This window comes from Actimicrobium antarcticum (genome assembly GCF_039536745.1).
GTDB lineage: Bacteria > Pseudomonadota > Gammaproteobacteria > Burkholderiales > Burkholderiaceae_D > Actimicrobium > Actimicrobium antarcticum.
In genome coordinates this window covers 133,597-150,179 of sequence record NZ_BAAAZE010000005.1, presented here as the reverse complement: position 1 = coordinate 150,179, position 16,583 = coordinate 133,597, and the positions used below count along the sequence as shown (strand labels likewise).

Here is a 16,583-nt window from a genome sequence, read left to right as displayed (position 1 = left end):
GCCCTCCACGTTGGCACATTGCCGCAGCAAAAAAAAACCAAGTATAACGATCATTACCATAAAGCTATACAAATCAATTGCACCGTTTGCAGCACTGGCTACGCAGCCGGATGGGCCGACCCGGCAGCAAAAAAAGCCAGCACCGCATCCAGTTCGCGGGTGCGCTTGAAGGACGGCATGCTCTGCCAGATCCGCTTGCCATACGGCTTCGAAATCAGACGCGGATCACACAGCATCAGCACGCCACGATCACTTTCGTCGCGGATCAGACGACCGGCTCCCTGCTTCAGATTGATGATGGCTTCCGGCAGCTGATGATGGACGAATCCGTTCAGGCCCTTGCGTTCCAGCGCACCGATACGCGCTGCCAGCACCGGATCATCGGGCGGTGAAAACGGCAGCTTGTCGATGATCACCAGCGACAGCGCATCGCCGCGCACATCGACACCCTCCCAGAAACTCTGACTGCCGATCAATACCGCGTTGCCGGCGGCACGAAAGCGGTCCAGCAATTCGGTGCGCCCTGCTTCACCCTGTACCATCAGCGGAAACGGCAGATTGCGCTGCGCGAATTCTGCGCGCAAACGCTCCGCCGCCCGGTTGACTGCCCGGATCGTGGTGCATAGCAGGAACGTCCGGCCACCGGCGGCTTCGATGACCGGCAAGGCGGCATCGATGACGGCATCGGTATAGTCCGGCGAATTTGGCTGCGGCAAATTATGCGGTACGTACAGCAAGCCCTGCTGCTCGTAATCGAACGGACTCGGCCAGGACTTGGCGGTCACATCCCACAAACCCATCTGCGAATTGAAGTGATTGAAATCGTTTTTGACCGCTAGTGTCGCCGAGGTAAAAATCCAGGCGCGTGGCGTGCCTTCGCGTTGCTTGTTGAAAATCGGTGCAATCGACAGCGGGGTCTGGTGCAATTGCAGCGAGGTCGAAAAGGCTTCGACCCACAGCACTTTTTCCTGCCCCGCCTCGGGCACGGCAGCGCTCGCATCGGTCGCCGCATCCCAGGCGTCGAGCTGGTTGCCCAGTTCGATTGCCCGCACGCGACATTGCTCGATCGTCTCGGCCCGCTCGGCTTGTTTGGCCAGCACGTCGACCATGCCCTGCAACTCGGTCTGCAAGGTCACCAGCGCCGGAAAAAATGCACTCGACGGCGCGATCTGGTTGACCGCCAGACGCACGACATCCTGCGGAAACGCCAGTCGCAGATCGCGCGCGGCGCGTTCGACAGGTGCTACCACACGGGCCCAGTCGGCGCCATCGCGCGCATGCGACAGGCCTTCGGCCAGCACATCCCGACACAGCTCCAGGATTTGCGAGGTCGAAATCGTGTCGCCGAAAAACAGCGTGGCGGTTTCTGGCAGCTGATGGGCTTCATCGAAAATGATCGTATTGGCCGATGGCAGCAGCTCGGCCATGCCGGTTTCCTTGAGCGCGACATCGGCAAAGAACAGGTGGTGATTGACCACCACGATGTCGGCTTGCTGCGCTTCCTTACGCGCCTTCATCACGAAGCAATCCTGGTAATACTGGCATTCGGCGCCCATGCAGGTGTCGCGGGTCGAGGTCACCAGATTCCAGATCAGCGCGTTCTCGGGCACGCGCGACAACTCGGCCTTGTCGCCGGTCATCGTGGTCTTCATGAAGCGCGAAATTTCACGCAGATTGCCGACATCGTCACGCGAGGTCATGCGGCCATTCTGCAGCGTGCGCTCCAGATGAAAATGGCAGACGTAGTTGGAGCGGCCCTTGAGCAATGCCACCGAGACCGGCGCATTGAGCGCCTTGCGCACGGTCGGGATATCACGCGAATACAGCTGGTCCTGCAAGTTCTTGGTACCGGTCGAGACAATCACCTTGCCACCCCACAGCAAGGCAGGCACCAGGTACGCGAACGTCTTGCCGGTACCGGTGCCAGCTTCGGCGATCAAGGTGTGCTGGCCCGCAATCGCATTGGCGATGGCCTTGGCCATTTCGGTTTGCGCGGTGCGCGAGCGAAAGCCACGCACGGCCTGGCTGAGTGCGCCACCATCGCCAAACAGGCGATCAACATCGGCATCGTGGATGCCGGCAGTGGCCGGCACGGAGTCGTCGGGAGGAGCTTCGGTCAAGGTAACGATCGGTAAAGAAGAGGCAGGAGACACAGTGCGGGCATCAGGCCGGTATGTCGGGGATCAACTGCATTTTGAGCAGCGTGATGTGATCCTTCAATTGCAATTTGCGCTTTTTCAGGCGGCGCAACTGGAGTTCTTCGTGCCTGACATCGCGGATCAGCGTATCGATCACGGCATCGAGATCCCGATGCTCGACTTCCAGTTCAATGATGCGACGGCGCACCTCGTTCGACGGCTGTGTATTCATTCTGATTCGGTCATCGTGATTCGGACATGGTGATTGGGTCGTGGCGCTTTTATCGTGGGTGCTGATTTTGCAACGGAGAGTCGCGCCATCGCGTAATTTTAAGTTCTTCCGTGCAATAATAATTTTCAACTCCATGCAGTTTAATCCACCCCGGTCCATGAGCCAATACAAGATCGAAGCAGGAAGCGGACAGCATATCGGCGACCGTCCGGAACAACAGGATCGGGTTGCGCTGATGGCGGCACCAAACGCTTCCGGATTCATGCTGGCCGTACTGGCCGATGGCATGGGTGGCAGTAGCGGCGGGGCAATTGCCGCCGAACAGGTCATTCGTACCGCCAGAGAACTGTTCGACAAATTCTCTCCGGTGAGCGGCGACATTGAAGTGATGTTGCGCAATCTTGTGCGCGAGGCCCACACCATCATCCAGCTCAGTGGACTGAGCACCGAAAAAGAACCGCACAGCACGATGGTGGCACTGATACTCACGCCGACGGGTACGGCGCACTGGGCCCACGTGGGGGACTCGCGCCTGTACCGTTTTCGGGGGCCGGCGCTGGCAGAGCGGACTAGAGATCATTCGCTGATTGAACGCATGGTGGCGCAAGGCAGGCTGGACGCCGGGCACGCCATCAACCATCGCCTGGCACATGTGCTGGTCAATGTACTGGGTAGTCCAAGCGCACAACCCTTCGTGACGTTGGGGCGCTTTGACGGCCTGTCTGCAGGCGATGCCTTCCTGTTGTGTTCCGATGGGCTTTGGCACTATTTCAGCGACCAGGAACTGGCCGAGGCGGTCGCACTGGCGGGCAGCGGACCACGCCAGATAGCCGAGTTGCTGATCAACACGGCGCGCGCCCGCGCTGTCGGGAGCCGTGGCGACAATTGCACGCTGGCGCTGGTAAAACTCGTGACGCCAGCAGGCTGAATCGGTTCGTTCACAACCCGCGCGCACCCTGCTAAAACTATTTGGTGGCGGCGGCTGCGGCGGCCTGCTCGGCAGCTTTTTTGTCGGCGACATCCCGGGCCGCACGTTCCGCCAGTTTCTTTGCCTTGTTGTCGGCCACCTGTTTTTGACGTTCTGCCGCATTGGCCGCCTTCTTTTGAAAGTCAGCGGTATTGGTGGCGCGTTGCGCCTGACGGGCAGCATCCGTGGCCTGCTGCTGCGCGGCTTTTGCATCGTATTCACGCTGACGCAGTTGCGGATCGATCCCGACCTGACGCTGCTGCGACGCCTGTTCCTTGTCGGCATTGCCGGCACGCTCGGCAGCCTTGATGGCGGCCGCTTTTTCGCGTGCCTGGATGTCCAGCAGGCGTTGTGGCGCGGCGGCCTGATCTTCGGCATCGCGTGCGGCCAGCGCCTTGTCGCGCTCGTCGGCACGGTCGCGCCGCTTGACGTAATTCGCCTCGACCTCGATCGCCCGTACGTCGGCCAGCGCGATGCGGCGACGCTCCTTGCCCTTGTCATTGCAGGCGGTCATGAAAAACTTGTCGAAGCAATTCGTCTGATCCTGCAGGTAGGCCTGTTCGATCGCGGCACGCTGCGCGGTCGACGCTTGCAGCGCCTGTTCTGCCAGCACGACGGTGACGATCGAACCGGACGGCCAGGCTTGCGCCAGAGCGCTCTTGCCGAGCGGCGTATTCGCCGTCGCGACAGGCGGCGCGAGCAGCGCACAACCACTGAACACCCCCGCTGCAGTCAGCACCAACAGGAGCACCAGGCCACGCGAACGCGCGGGGCGAATCAGTTCCGGACTATGCATCATCAATTCCCTCTCCCGCCCGTTCAGGCGGTAACTCCAGCATTTCCAGCAACGCCAACAGCACTGCGGCGCGGCGCTTCCATGTACTCGCGCGATTGCATTTCAATGATGCGCGAGACGGTGCGATGAAATTCATTGGCCAGCGTGCCCTGCGTGTACAACACGTCCGGCGCGACGGCAGCCGACATCAGCAACTTGACCTTGTGGTCATAAAAAACATCAATGAGCCAGGTGAACCGCCGCGCCTCGGATGACATCGAGGCCGACATCTCCGGAATGCCGGACAGCACCACGGTATGAAAACGGCTGGCGATTTCCAGATAATCATTTTGCGAACGCGGACCACCGCACAGCGTGGCAAAGTCAAACCAGATCACGCCGCCGGCACGCCGCAGCGCACGGATTTCACGCGCTTCGATACGCACCCGCGGGTCCTCGTCGGCGGTATCGGCAACCCCGGAATAGGCATGCCGCAAGGCGCGGTCGGCGTCGGCATTCAATGGCGTGTGGTAGGCCTCGACCTGTTCCAGCGCGCGCTTGCGATAATCGTTGCCGGCGTCGACGTTCATGACATCCAGATGCAGCTTCAGCAGCGCAATGGTCGGCAACATGCGGTCGCGATGCAGCCCGTCCGGATACAGCGTATCGGGTGCGTAATTCGACGTAATGATGAATGACACGCCATTGGCAAACAGGGCCTTGAACAGGTTATGGAGAATCATCGCATCGGCGATATCAGAGACATGAAACTCGTCGAAACAGATCAGGCGATATTTCTTGGCGATCTGGCGCGCCACCACATCGAGCGGGTCGGCAACACTTTTCAGAGCATCGAGCTGGCGATGCACATCGCGCATGAATTCATGAAAATGCACGCGGGTCTTGCGCACGACCGGCACCACCGAATAAAAACTATCCATCAGGAACGACTTGCCACGCCCCACCCCACCCCACATGTACACGCCACGCGGCACGTCCGGACGGTTGATGAGTCGCTTGAAACTGCTCGAACGCTGTGCACGGAACGCCACCCATTCGTCGTAGGCACGCTGCAGCCTTTCGACAGCGATGCGTTGTGCCGGGTCGGCGTTGAATCCGCGCTGCGATAGCGCGTGCTCATAAAATTCCATCACGTTCATTTGCTTCACATCCACTCGCATTTCTTTCACTCTTGAATGACACAAACCGGGTCATCGACGGCGCATTTTGCGCCAGCGTCGCGCAGTGTACCCTGATGCGCGAACGGGATGAAACGGTGACACGCTGCCTGCTACGTCGCGATTTTTTCAAGGACACAGCCAGGCGATGCCCTTAAAAAAATCGGGCGAGATGTGCTCGCCCGGTACTGCAATATCCAATCACCACACTTCCATTGCGCTGCTATTGCAGCGCCATCTCCACAGAAACACGCGGCGGGTAGTCAGGGCGACCACCCTGCAACGGAAAGCTCAACCCCAGCCCGAGTCCGAGGTTGCCGCCACTGCCACCAGAGGCACCGATGCCAACATTCGGAAAACCTGAACGCGCCGAGCGGAACAACAGCTCCGAACTGCGATAGCCGGGCTTGTTGCAGACCACCTGCAGGTCACCGCGTGCACCGGCCACAGAGACCGTGGCCGGTGTCACCACCGTATAGCCTTCGCTACCGAGACTAACCAGACAGGTCGCTCCGGCCAGTGGCTGGCCATCGCTGCGCGTCTCGACCAGCATGGTCTGACTGGCAGGTACGGTTGCGCAACCGGCCACCAACACAGACACCGACGCCAACGCCAACGCGAATCTGCGCATCATGGCTGCCTCCTAGAAGTTCAGCGCGCGCTTGTCGACTGCCAGTGCGGCTTCCTTGGTGGCTTCCGACAGGGACGGATGGGCGTGGCAGATACGTGCGATGTCTTCCGCCGACGCGCGGAATTCCATGGCCACGACGGCCTCGGAAATCAGCTCGGAAGCCGATGGTCCGATGATATGCACGCCGAGGATTTCATCGGTTTTGGCATCGGCCAGAAACTTCACCATGCCGTTGGTATCACCCAGTGCACGGGCGCGACCATTGGCCAGGAACGGGAACGAACCCGCCTTGTAAGCCACTCCGGCAGCCTTCAATTCCTGTTCGTTCTTGCCGACCCAGGCGATTTCCGGCGAGGTGTAAATCACCCACGGTACGGTGTTGAAGTTGACATGACCATGCTGGCCGGCGATACGTTCGGCCACGGCAACGCCCTCTTCCTCGGCTTTGTGCGCCAGCATCGGCCCACGCACCACGTCACCCACGGCCCACACATTGGTCACGCTGGATTTGCACTGGTCGTCGACTTGCACGAAGCCGCGCTCGTCGAGCTTCAGGCCGATCGCTTCGGCATTCAGGCCGATCGTGTTTGGCGTACGGCCGATCGAGATGATCAGCTTGTCAAACACGGCTTTCTGCGCGTCGCCCTTGGCGTCGACATACTCGACGGTGACGTCTTTCTTGCCGGTCGTGATGGTGCCGATCTTCACGCCCAGCTGGATACCGAGCCCCTGCTTGGTGAACAGCTTGAAGGCTTCCTTTGCGATCTGCTCGTCGACCGCGCCAAGGAAGGTTGGCAAGCCTTCGAGTACCGTAACTTCGGCACCCAGACGACGCCAGACGCTGCCCATTTCGAGGCCGATCACGCCGGCACCAATCACGCCGAGGCGCTTGGGCACCGCGCCAATGGCCAGTGCGCCGGTATTCGACAGAATCATTTTTTCGTCGAACGGGGTACCCGGCAGTGCACGCGCATTCGAGCCCGTTGCGATGACGACCTGTTTGGCGATCAGCGACTCGTTGGTCTTGCCCGTCACCGACAGTTCAATGCCACTGGCGTCGTTCTTGACGAACGCGCCGCGACCATGGAAGAAGGTAATCTTGTTTTTCTTGAAGAGATACAGGATGCCGTCGTTGTTCTGCTTGACGACCGTGTCCTTGCGCGACAGCATTTGCGGCAGATTCAGGCTCAGGCCCTTGACATCGATACCGTGCTCGGCAAACGCGTGGCCGGCGTGTTCGAAGTGTTCGGACGATTGCAGCAGCGCTTTCGATGGGATGCAACCGACGTTGGTACAAGTACCACCCGGCGCAGGACCACCTGCGGCGTTTTTCCATTCATCGATACAGGCTACCGAGAAGCCGAGTTGTGCTGCACGAATCGCAGCGATGTAGCCACCGGGACCACCACCGATGACGACAACATCAAAATTTTTCGACATGTTCCTATCCTTTTTTACGCACCAGACATTGCGGCGGCCGGCGCCTCAGGACGCGGGCCGCCGCAATCGTTATTTACAGATCCAGCAACAGGCGAGCCGGGTCTTCCAGCGCTTCTTTCATCGTGACCAGCGCCAGCACTGCTTCACGACCATCGATGATGCGATGGTCATACGACATGGCCAGGTAGTTCATTGGACGGATCACGATCTGACCGCCTTCGACTACGGCACGGTCCTTGGTCGCATGCACGCCCAGGATGGCGGATTGCGGCGGGTTGATGATCGGGGTCGACAGCATCGAACCGAACGTGCCGCCGTTGGAGATCGAGAAGGTGCCGCCGGTCAGATCATCCAGCGTCAGCTTGCCATCCTTGGCCTTGGCGCCGAATTCGCCGATTTTCTTTTCGATATCGGCGATTGACATCTGGTCCGCATTGCGCAACACAGGAACCACCAGCCCACGCGGTGAACCGACCGCGATACCGATGTCGAAGTAGCCGTGATAGACGATGTCGTTGCCATCGACCGAAGCATTGACGACCGGGTATTTCTTCAGCGCGGCAACAGCTGCCTTGACGAAGAACGACATGAAGCCCAGCTTGACGCCATGCTCTTTTTCGAACTTGTCCTTGTACTTGTTGCGCAGCTCCATGACCGGGGCCATGTTGACTTCATTGAACGTGGTCAGGATGGCGTTGGTCGATTGCGATTGCACCAGACGCTCGGCAATACGGGCGCGCAGGCGGCTCATCGGGACGCGCTGTTCCGGACGCTCGCCCAGGTTCAGTGCGCTGGCCGATGCGATCTGTTGCAGTGCCGGTTTGGCCGCTGCGGCAGGTGCTGCCGCTGCTGGTGCAGCGGGTGCAGGCTTCTTTTCCAGGTGGTTGATCACGTCGCCCTTGGTGACGCGGCCATCCTTGCCGGTGCCATCGACTTGCGTCGTGGTCATGTTGTTATCGGCCAGCATTTTTGCAGCGGCTGGCATGGCGACATTGGCCGATGCCTTCGAGGCCATTGCGCTGATCGCAGCGGCAACCGGGTCGGCTGCCGGGGCAGGAGCAGGCGCAATCGGTACTGGCAACGACGACACTTCCATCGGGCTAACCTTGGGCGATGCGTCGGTATCGATCAGGGCGATGACCTGACCGGCGACGACCGTCGCGCCATCCGGCTCGATCAATTGGGTGATGATGCCGTCGGCCGGTGCCGGCAGCTCGAGCACCACCTTGTCGGTTTCGATATCGATCAGGTTTTCATCGCGGCTGACTGGTTCGCCGACTTTTTTATGCCACTGCAGCAGGGTCGCTTCAGCGACGGATTCAGACAGCTGCGGGACTTTGACTTCAAGGATTGCCATGTAACACTCCGATTCGGTTTGTTCGTGCGGCGCGCCGGTTTCCGGTGCGCCGCCGTTTCAATTATTTGGTAAGGACAAAGCCTTTGAGCTTCGAAAATGCGGTGTCGATCAGCGCTTTTTGCTGGGCGTAATGCTTGTCGTAGTAACCAACTGCCGGGGAGGCGCTGGCAGGACGACCGGCATAGGCCAGCTTCTGACCGTCATCGAGGTTCTCGAAGATGTTGTGCTGAATCTGGAACCATGGTCCCTGATTTTGCGGTTCATCCTGGGCCCAGACCAATTCCGTAAAGTTCGGGAATTTTTTCAGTTCGGTGGCCAGTGCCTTGTGCGGGAACGGATACAGCTGCTCGACACGGAAAATTGCGGTATCGATCTGGCCGCGTTCCTTGCGTGCATTGACGAGGTCGTAATAGACCTTGCCCGAACACGCAATGATGCGCTTGACCTTCTTGGCTTCGATCTTGTCATCGCATTCACCGATCACGGTCTTGAAGCTGCCCGTGGCCAGATCCGACAACGGCGAACCGGCATCCTTGTTACGCAACAGCGACTTCGGCGTCATGATGACCAGCGGCTTGCGGAACAGCCGGATCATCTGGCGACGCAGCAGATGGAAAATCTGCGCTGCCGTGGTCGGCTGGACCACTTGCATGTTGTTGTCGGCGCAGAGTTGCAGGAAGCGTTCCGGACGGGCCGAGGAATGCTCCGGACCCTGACCTTCATACCCGTGCGGCAGCATCATTACCAAACCTGATGCACGACCCCATTTGACTTCGCCGGAGCTGATGAACTGATCGATCACGACCTGGGCACCGTTGGCAAAATCGCCGAACTGGGCTTCCCAGATCGTCAGCGTGTTTGGCTCGGCGGTCGAGTAACCGTATTCAAAGGCCAGCACGGCTTCTTCGGACAGCACGGAGTCGATGACCTTGAACGGAGCTTGCTGTTCCGAGATGTTTTGCAGCGGAATGTAGCTGCCGGCATCCCAGCGTTCACGGTTCTGGTCATGCAGCACGGCATGACGATGCACGAAGGTACCGCGACCGGCGTCTTGTCCGGTCAGGCGCACGGCGTAACCGGACGAGACCAGCGTCGCATAGGCCAGATGTTCGCCCATGCCCCAATCCAGGTTCAGTTCACCGCGGCCCATGCTGGCACGGTCGCCCAGCACTTTTTCGACCAGCGAGTGGACCTTGAAGCCTTCCGGCACGACGGTAATGCGGCTCGACAGACGCTTGAGTTCGGCCAGTGGCACGGCGGTGTCGGCGGAGTCGGTCCATTTGCGATTCAGGAACGGCATCCAGTCGACGGCATACTTGTTCTTGAAGTTCGAGATGACCGGATCGACGGTGTGGTGACCGGCATCCATCGCATCACGGAACGCCTTGACCAGGGTATCGCCCTCATCCGCAGCAATCGTGCCCTGCGCGACCAGCTTGTCGGCGTACAGTTTGCGCGTGCCCGGGTGCTGGCCGATTTTCTTGTACATCAGCGGCTGTGTCAGTGCTGGCGTGTCTTGCTCGTTGTGACCCAGTTTGCGATAGCAGATGATGTCGACGACGATGTCTTTCTTGTACTCGACGCGATAATCCATCGCGATTTGCGTCGCGAAAACGACCGCTTCAGGATCGTCACCGTTGACGTGCAACACGGGCGCTTCGATCATCTTGACGACGTCCGAGCAATACAGTGTCGAGCGTGAATCGCGAGGGTCCGAGGTCGTGAAACCGATCTGGTTGTTGATCACGATATGCACCGTGCCACCCGTGCCGTAGCCGCGGGTCTGGGCCAGGTTCAGCGTTTCCATCACCACACCCTGGCCAGCGAAAGCGGCATCGCCATGCACCAGGATCGGCAATACCTGCACGCCATCCACGTCGCCGCGACGATCCATGCGTGCCTTGACCGAACCTTCGACAACCGGGTTGACGATTTCAAGATGCGATGGATTGAAGGCGAGCGACAGGTGGACCGGACCACCCGGGGTGGTGATGTCGCTGGAAAAGCCCTGGTGATATTTGACATCGCCAGCCGGCAGGTCGTCGGCATGCTTGCCTTCGAATTCCGAGAACAGTTCTTGCGGGGTCTTGCCAAGGATGTTGACCAGCACGTTCAGGCGGCCGCGATGGGCCATGCCGATGACGATTTCCTGCACGCCTTTTTCACCGGCGCGCTGGATGGTTTCATCCAGGGAAGCAATGAAGCTTTCGCTGCCCTCGAGCGAAAAACGCTTCTGGCCGACGTAGCGGGTATGCAGATAACGCTCCAGACCTTCGGCTGCGGTCAGGCGGTCGAGGATGTGTTTTTTCTTCTCTGCGGTGAAGCTTGGTGACGAACGACTCGACTCCAGACGCTCCTGCATCCAGCGCTTTTCGCCCGGATCGCTGATATACATGAATTCGGCACCGATCGAACGGCAGTAGGTGTCGCGCAGCGCGTTGAGGATATCGCGCAGGGTCGCGGTTTCGCCGCCGAAATAGGTGTTGCTGATGTTAAAGACGATGTCCATGTCCGCGTCGGCAAAACCGTAAAAGCTCGGCTCCAGCTCGGGAATGGTGGGACGTTCCTGGCGTTGCAGGGGATCCAGATTGGCCCAATGGCTGCCAAGAAAGCGGTAAGCGGCGATCAACTGGGTGACAGCGACGCGCTTGCGGCCCATTTCAACATCGACAGAAGCGACGACAGTACGGATCGGACCTTGCTTGGCACGCTCGGCGAACGAAGCGACCACAGGGGCGTGCGCCACATCGGGTTTGTCGGATCCGTCGACTGCCGGGACGTGCTGCATCGCGTCGAAATACGCGCGCCAGTTGTCCGGCACGGAGCCAGGATTGTCGAGGTAGGACTCGTACAGGTCTTCAATGTACGGGGCATTCCCTCCGAACAGATAGGAGTTGGAACGATACTGCTGCATCATATTGCGCACCTTTCTTCGCGTTTCGCGAGATTAGCGGGTTAGCTTAACCTTCCGCGACACGGCCTGACCGGTTAGCGGATTGCACATCAAGTTGTGGGGAAGGGCTTGGGTATTCGAGTACAGGTATTCGGTAAACTGGTTGGCAATTTTTTTTGCTGGCGACAGAATAACATAGGTGATCTTTCTTTCATCGCGACTTGCGGTCGATACCGCATGATTAACGCGAATTGCGCTCCGCAGGCGATCGGGCCTGCGCCGAATTGCCGGACGACCGACGATTTGCATCGCGGAATGGCAGTGATGGCGACGACAGACTGACCGTTGGACTGCGAACCGCTATGCATGTCAGGATTCGACTCCATTCGCTATGACCAATAATGGCAGAACTCCCCCACAAAAAAACCCCCGCCAGCGCAACGCGCTCACGGGGGTTTTTTAATCACTGTCAAAACACGGGCCGGAAAACGACCCGGCCCGATCAACCGGGAATTATCGTTTGTCGATAGGCGTCACATCGCGTGCGACATTACCCACGAACAGTTGACGTGGACGACCGATTTTTTGTTCTGGATCGGAAATCATTTCATTCCATTGTGCGATCCAGCCGACCGTACGTGCCATCGCGAAAATACCGGTAAACAGCGAGACCGGGATACCCAGCGCCGATTGCACGATGCCCGAGTAGAAGTCGACGTTCGGGTACAGCTTGCGGGAGACGAAGTAGTCGTCTTCCAGCGCGATTTTTTCCAGCGCCATGGCGAGCTTGAACAGCGGGTCGTCTTGCAGGCCCAGCTCTTCCAGCACTTCGTAGCAGGTTTCGCGCATCAGCTTGGCGCGCGGGTCAAAGTTCTTGTAGACGCGATGACCGAAGCCCATCAGCTTGACGCCGGAGTTCTTGTCCTTGACCTTGGCGATGAACTCGGGAATCTTGTCGACAGTACCGATTTCCTTGAGCATGTTCAATGCCGCTTCATTGGCACCTCCGTGTGCCGGACCCCACAGGCAGGCGATACCGGCTGCGATACAGGCGAACGGGTTGGCGCCGCTCGAACCGGCCAGACGCACGGTCGAGGTCGATGCGTTTTGCTCGTGATCGGCATGCAGGATCAGGATGCGGTCGAGCGCGCGTACCAGCACGTCGTTGACTTTGTACTCTTCGCACGGGTTCGAGAACATCATGCGCATGAAGTTGGCGCTGTACGACAGGTCATTGCGCGGATACACGAAGGGCTGACCGACGTTGTACTTGTAGGCCATGGCGACCAGGGTCGGCAGCTTGGCGATCAGGCGAATCGCCGATACTTCACGGTGGTGCGGGTCCGTGATGTCGAGCGAGTCATGGTAGAACGACGACAGCGCGCCGACGGTACCGACCAGCACGGCCATCGGATGGGCATCACGACGAAAGCCACGGAAGAAGAATTGCATCTGGTCATGCACCATCGTGTGCTGCGTGACCGTTTCGACAAACTTGCTGCGCTCTGCGTCGGTAGGCAATTCGCCATTGAGCAGCAGGAAACAGGTTTCCAGAAAATCGCAATTCACCGCCAGTTGCTCGATCGGGTAACCGCGATACAGCAACTCGCCCTTGTCACCATCGATGTAGGTAATCGCCGAATTACACGCGGCGGTCGACATGAAGCCCGGATCGTAGGTGAACTTGCCGGTGGCGCCATACAGCTTGCGAATATCGATGACGTCCGGTCCGACTGTGCCTTTGTAGATCGGCATCTCTAGCGATGGGCTGCCATCGGAAAACGACAGGGTAGCAGTGGTATCAGCGGTTTGGGACATGGCTGTTCCTTCTCTTGAACGGTGAGTCGGTGAATAAAAAAGGGCTGGGCGTTAGTGCATATTCGGGGTCAGGATTACTCGCTCAGGCCGCCCGCAAGCGCGTCAGCAAGGCGTGAACCTGAGGCAGATCGTCGGCGCCGCTAGGCTCCTTGCGTGCCAGCATCAAGTCCATCAGATCGTTATCCGACAGATCCAGCAGACGGGTCAGGGCATCGACTTCATCGTCACTCAGGGTCGCTTCATGCGCATCCAGAAAGCGTGTCAGGATCAAGTCATTTTCGAGCAGGCCACGGCGCGCACGCCAGCGCAGGCGGGAACGGTTGGCAGGGTCGGACTGATGCGTGGTGTACATGGCTACGGTCAATCTCTCAAAAGGGTCGGAACCGGGTCCTGCTGGTTTTTCATTACGGGAATCGCTGCGACTTCCGTTTGGAATGAATTCGATCCGGGCAGGTTATGCCCTGCTCCGATCAAACTCAACCCGAACGACAGGCATCCGGTTGCCGGGACAGTCCGCATTGCGCTACTGTCCCGGCACGGGTACTACGCGGTCTGCCGCCTAGACTGCGCGACGCACCATCAGCTCTTTGATTTTGCCGATGGCCTTGTTCGGGTTCAACCCCTTCGGACAGACATCGACGCAATTCATGATCGAATGGCAGCGGAACAAGCGATACGGATCTTCCAGATTGTCGAGACGCTCGGCGGTGGCTTCGTCGCGGGTATCGGCGATGAAACGGTAGGCTTGCAACAGGCCGGCTGGCCCGACGAACTTGTCCGGATTCCACCAGAACGACGGGCATGAGGTCGAGCAGCAGGCGCACAGGATGCACTCGTACAGACCATCGAGTTCTTCGCGTTCTGTCGGCGATTGCAGCCGCTCTTTTTCTGGCGGGATCGTGGTGTTGATCAGGAATGGCTTGATCGAATTGTATTGCTTGAAGAACTGGGTCATGTCGACGATCAGGTCGCGAATGACCGGCAGTCCCGGCAACGGACGCAGCACGATAGGCTGTTTCAGTTCATTCAGGTTGGTCGTGCATGCGAGACCATTCTTGCCATTGATGTTCATTGCGTCCGAACCACAGACGCCTTCGCGGCATGAACGGCGCAGTGCCAGCGAATCATCGACATCCGCCTTGATGCGTTGGATTGCGTCGAGCAACATCTTGTCGGAGTCCTGCAACTCGACGGTCAGCTTCTGCATGTACGGCTTGGCATCCTTGTCCGGATCGTAGCGGTAAATTTCAAAATTCATTGTGCGTGGCATAAGTACCCTTTTGCGGGACTGCATCGCTCTTGCGTGACGCAATCCTCAACAGATCAATCAATGTGCAGGACAGGATTCGCTCATCGAAACCTGTCCCCGGCAATTTAGAACGTGCGTGCTTTGGGCTGGAACGTCTCGACTGTCAGCGGCTTGGTGACCACTGGCTTGTACTCGATGCGATTGCCTTCCGAGAACCACAACGTGTGCTTCATCCAGTTGGCATCGTCACGTTTCTCGTAATCGCTTTGCGCATGGGCGCCGCGCGATTCCTTGCGTGCCAGTGCTGACGTGATGGTTGCCTTGGCGGTTTCGATCAGGTTGTCCAGTTCCAGGGCTTCGACACGGGCAGTGTTGAAGACCTTCGACTTGTCCTTGAACGACACGTTCTTGACACGCTTGTCGAGTTCCATGATGGCGTCGTAGCCACTCTGCAGCAACGCATCATTACGGAACACGCCACAAAAGCGCTGCATCGCGGCACGAATATCGTTGGCGACATCCTGCACTTTTTCCGAACCGGTCGAGGCTTCGAGTCGGTTCAGGCGATCCATCGAGAAGTCGGCAGCACCCTCTGGCAGCGGCTTGTTGCTGCGCGCTTTCAGGCCACTGGCAACAATATGGTTACCGGCAGCACGGCCAAACACCAGCAAGTCGAGCAACGAGTTGGTACCGAGACGATTGGCACCGTGGACCGACACGCAGGAGCATTCGCCAATGGCATACAAGCCATTGACGATGCTGTTCGGATTGCCGTCTTTGGGCGCAACGACCTGACCATGGATATTGGTCGGGATACCGCCCATCTGATAGTGAATCGTCGGGACAACCGGAATCGGTTCCTTGGTGGCGTCAACGTTGGCAAACTTGTGACCGATTTCCAGAATCGATGGCAAGCGCTTCTTGATCGTATCGGCGCCGATGTGACGCAAGTCGAGCAGCACATGATCCTTGTTCGGACCGCAACCACGACCTTCCTTGATTTCCTGGTCCATCGAGCGTGACACGAAGTCGCGTGGTGCCAGATCTTTCAGCGTCGGTGCGTAGCGTTCCATGAAACGCTCGCCTTCGCTGTTGATCAGAATACCGCCTTCGCCGCGGACACCTTCCGTGATCAGCACGCCCGCACCGGCGACACCGGTCGGATGGAACTGCCAGAATTCCATGTCTTCGAGCGGCAGGCCGGCACGTGCTGCCATGCCCATGCCGTCACCCGTATTGATGAAGGCATTGGTCGATGCGGCCCAGATGCGCCCTGCGCCGCCGGTTGCCATGACCGTGGTCTTGGCTTCGAGGATCATGCACTCGCCGGTTTCCATTTCCAGCGCGACGACGCCGATCACATCGCCGTCAGCATCGCGGATCAGGTCCATCGCCATCCACTCGACGAAGAAGTGGGTCTTGGCGCGCACGTTGCGCTGATAAAGCGTATGCAGCATCGCGTGACCGGTACGGTCAGCTGCAGCGCATGCGCGCTGGACCGGCTTTTCACCAAAATTAGCGGTGTGGCCGCCGAATGGGCGCTGGTAAATCGTGCCATCGGGATTGCGGTCGAACGGCATGCCAAAATGCTCAAGTTCATAGACCACTTTTGGCGCTTCGCGACACATGAATTCGATCGCGTCCTGGTCACCCAGGTAGTCGCCGCCTTTGACGGTATCGAACATGTGCCAGAACCAGCTGTCCTCAGCCATATTGCCGAGGGAGGCACCGATACCGCCCTGGGCTGCAACGGTGTGCGAACGGGTAGGAAAAACTTTGGACAATACGGCGACATTCAGTCCGGCCTCGGCCAACTGCAACGAAGCGCGCATGCCCGAGCCGCCAGCGCCGATGATGACGGCGTCAAAACGACGGGTAGGAATGACGGATTTGATAGCTGACACG

14 protein-coding genes are annotated in these 16,583 nt (G+C 58.8%); 1 reads left to right on the top strand and 13 read right to left on the bottom strand.

The genetic code is table 11. The annotated features are described in order from the left end of the window. Positions 1-98 precede the first annotated feature (98 nt). Complete coding sequence (yoaA, locus tag ABD720_RS03555; protein ID WP_486303572.1) at positions 99-2,129, bottom strand: DNA repair helicase YoaA; 2,031 nt, start codon at positions 2,127-2,129, stop codon at positions 99-101. 34 nt (positions 2,130-2,163) lie between these two features. Continuing rightward, positions 2,164-2,370, bottom strand: coding sequence for a YdcH family protein (locus tag ABD720_RS03550; RefSeq protein WP_344761846.1), 207 nt, complete (start codon positions 2,368-2,370; stop codon positions 2,164-2,166). Positions 2,371-2,527: 157 nt separating this feature from the next. On the opposite strand from ABD720_RS03550, the gene ABD720_RS03545 reads away from it, so the two are divergent. Beyond that, the gene (locus ABD720_RS03545; protein WP_344761845.1) at positions 2,528-3,298 is read left to right on the top strand and encodes a PP2C family protein-serine/threonine phosphatase; all 771 of its coding nucleotides are present in this window, start codon (positions 2,528-2,530) and stop codon (positions 3,296-3,298) included. 37 nt (positions 3,299-3,335) lie between these two features. Here ABD720_RS03545 and ABD720_RS03540 read toward each other — a convergent pair whose 3' ends face one another. The 11 genes from ABD720_RS03540 to sdhA all read right to left on the bottom strand — a co-directional run bounded on the left by ABD720_RS03540 (position 3,336) and on the right by sdhA (position 16,582). Further along, positions 3,336-4,133, bottom strand: coding sequence for a hypothetical protein (locus tag ABD720_RS03540; RefSeq protein ID WP_344761844.1), 798 nt, complete (start codon positions 4,131-4,133; stop codon positions 3,336-3,338). Positions 4,134-4,156: 23 nt separating this feature from the next. After that, positions 4,157-5,272 (bottom strand): cell division protein ZapE, encoded by a 1,116-nt coding sequence (gene zapE, locus ABD720_RS03535; RefSeq protein ID WP_344762314.1) that lies wholly within the window; start codon positions 5,270-5,272, stop codon positions 4,157-4,159. 241 nt (positions 5,273-5,513) lie between these two features. Continuing rightward, positions 5,514-5,924 carry a hypothetical protein gene (locus ABD720_RS03530; protein WP_344761843.1) on the bottom strand — a complete coding sequence of 137 codons (411 nt, stop codon included), beginning with the start codon at positions 5,922-5,924 and terminating at the stop codon, positions 5,514-5,516. A gap of 9 nt (positions 5,925-5,933) precedes the next feature. Continuing rightward, positions 5,934-7,361: a dihydrolipoyl dehydrogenase gene (lpdA, locus tag ABD720_RS03525; protein ID WP_344761842.1), complete on the bottom strand. Its 1,428-nt coding sequence runs from the start codon at positions 7,359-7,361 to the stop codon at positions 5,934-5,936. A gap of 73 nt (positions 7,362-7,434) precedes the next feature. Then, on the bottom strand, positions 7,435-8,718 hold the full coding sequence (odhB, locus tag ABD720_RS03520) for a 2-oxoglutarate dehydrogenase complex dihydrolipoyllysine-residue succinyltransferase (RefSeq protein ID WP_344761841.1): 1,284 nt from the start codon (positions 8,716-8,718) through the stop codon (positions 7,435-7,437). 61 nt (positions 8,719-8,779) lie between these two features. Continuing rightward, the gene (locus ABD720_RS03515; protein ID WP_344761840.1) at positions 8,780-11,635 is read right to left on the bottom strand and encodes a 2-oxoglutarate dehydrogenase E1 component; all 2,856 of its coding nucleotides are present in this window, start codon (positions 11,633-11,635) and stop codon (positions 8,780-8,782) included. 30 nt (positions 11,636-11,665) lie between these two features. Next, entirely contained in the window at positions 11,666-11,920 is a 255-nt protein-coding gene (locus ABD720_RS03510; protein ID WP_344761839.1) for a hypothetical protein, read from the bottom strand. Between the two features lie 204 nt (positions 11,921-12,124). Further along, positions 12,125-13,429 carry a citrate synthase gene (gene gltA / locus ABD720_RS03505; RefSeq protein WP_344761838.1) on the bottom strand — a complete coding sequence of 435 codons (1,305 nt, stop codon included), beginning with the start codon at positions 13,427-13,429 and terminating at the stop codon, positions 12,125-12,127. An 82-nt stretch (positions 13,430-13,511) separates the two neighbouring features. After that, positions 13,512-13,781 (bottom strand): FAD assembly factor SdhE, encoded by a 270-nt coding sequence (locus tag ABD720_RS03500; RefSeq protein WP_344761837.1) that lies wholly within the window; start codon positions 13,779-13,781, stop codon positions 13,512-13,514. Positions 13,782-13,988: 207 nt separating this feature from the next. Continuing rightward, positions 13,989-14,699, bottom strand: coding sequence for a succinate dehydrogenase iron-sulfur subunit (locus ABD720_RS03495; protein ID WP_344761836.1), 711 nt, complete (start codon positions 14,697-14,699; stop codon positions 13,989-13,991). Between the two features lie 104 nt (positions 14,700-14,803). Then, the gene (sdhA, locus tag ABD720_RS03490) at positions 14,804-16,582 is read right to left on the bottom strand and encodes a succinate dehydrogenase flavoprotein subunit (RefSeq protein WP_344761835.1); all 1,779 of its coding nucleotides are present in this window, start codon (positions 16,580-16,582) and stop codon (positions 14,804-14,806) included. Between the last annotated feature and the right edge of the window lies 1 nt (position 16,583).

Excerpts from the sequence above, each read along its gene's own strand:
- ABD720_RS03550 (WP_344761846.1), bottom strand. The coding sequence starts at position 2,370 with ATGAATACACAGCCGTCGAACGAGGTGCGCCGTCGCATCATTGAACTG.
- ABD720_RS03545 (WP_344761845.1), top strand. The coding sequence starts at position 2,528 with ATGAGCCAATACAAGATCGAAGCAGGAAGCGGACAGCATATCGGCGAC.
- ABD720_RS03540 (WP_344761844.1), bottom strand. The coding sequence starts at position 4,133 with ATGCATAGTCCGGAACTGATTCGCCCCGCGCGTTCGCGTGGCCTGGTG.
- zapE (WP_344762314.1), bottom strand. The coding sequence starts at position 5,272 with ATGAACGTGATGGAATTTTATGAGCACGCGCTATCGCAGCGCGGATTC.
- ABD720_RS03530 (WP_344761843.1), bottom strand. The coding sequence starts at position 5,924 with ATGATGCGCAGATTCGCGTTGGCGTTGGCGTCGGTGTCTGTGTTGGTG.
- lpdA (WP_344761842.1), bottom strand. The coding sequence starts at position 7,361 with ATGTCGAAAAATTTTGATGTTGTCGTCATCGGTGGTGGTCCCGGTGGC.
- odhB (WP_344761841.1), bottom strand. The coding sequence starts at position 8,718 with ATGGCAATCCTTGAAGTCAAAGTCCCGCAGCTGTCTGAATCCGTCGCT.
- ABD720_RS03515 (WP_344761840.1), bottom strand. The coding sequence starts at position 11,635 with ATGATGCAGCAGTATCGTTCCAACTCCTATCTGTTCGGAGGGAATGCC.
- ABD720_RS03510 (WP_344761839.1), bottom strand. The coding sequence starts at position 11,920 with ATGCAAATCGTCGGTCGTCCGGCAATTCGGCGCAGGCCCGATCGCCTG.
- gltA (WP_344761838.1), bottom strand. The coding sequence starts at position 13,429 with ATGTCCCAAACCGCTGATACCACTGCTACCCTGTCGTTTTCCGATGGC.
- ABD720_RS03500 (WP_344761837.1), bottom strand. The coding sequence starts at position 13,781 with ATGTACACCACGCATCAGTCCGACCCTGCCAACCGTTCCCGCCTGCGC.
- ABD720_RS03495 (WP_344761836.1), bottom strand. The coding sequence starts at position 14,699 with ATGCCACGCACAATGAATTTTGAAATTTACCGCTACGATCCGGACAAG.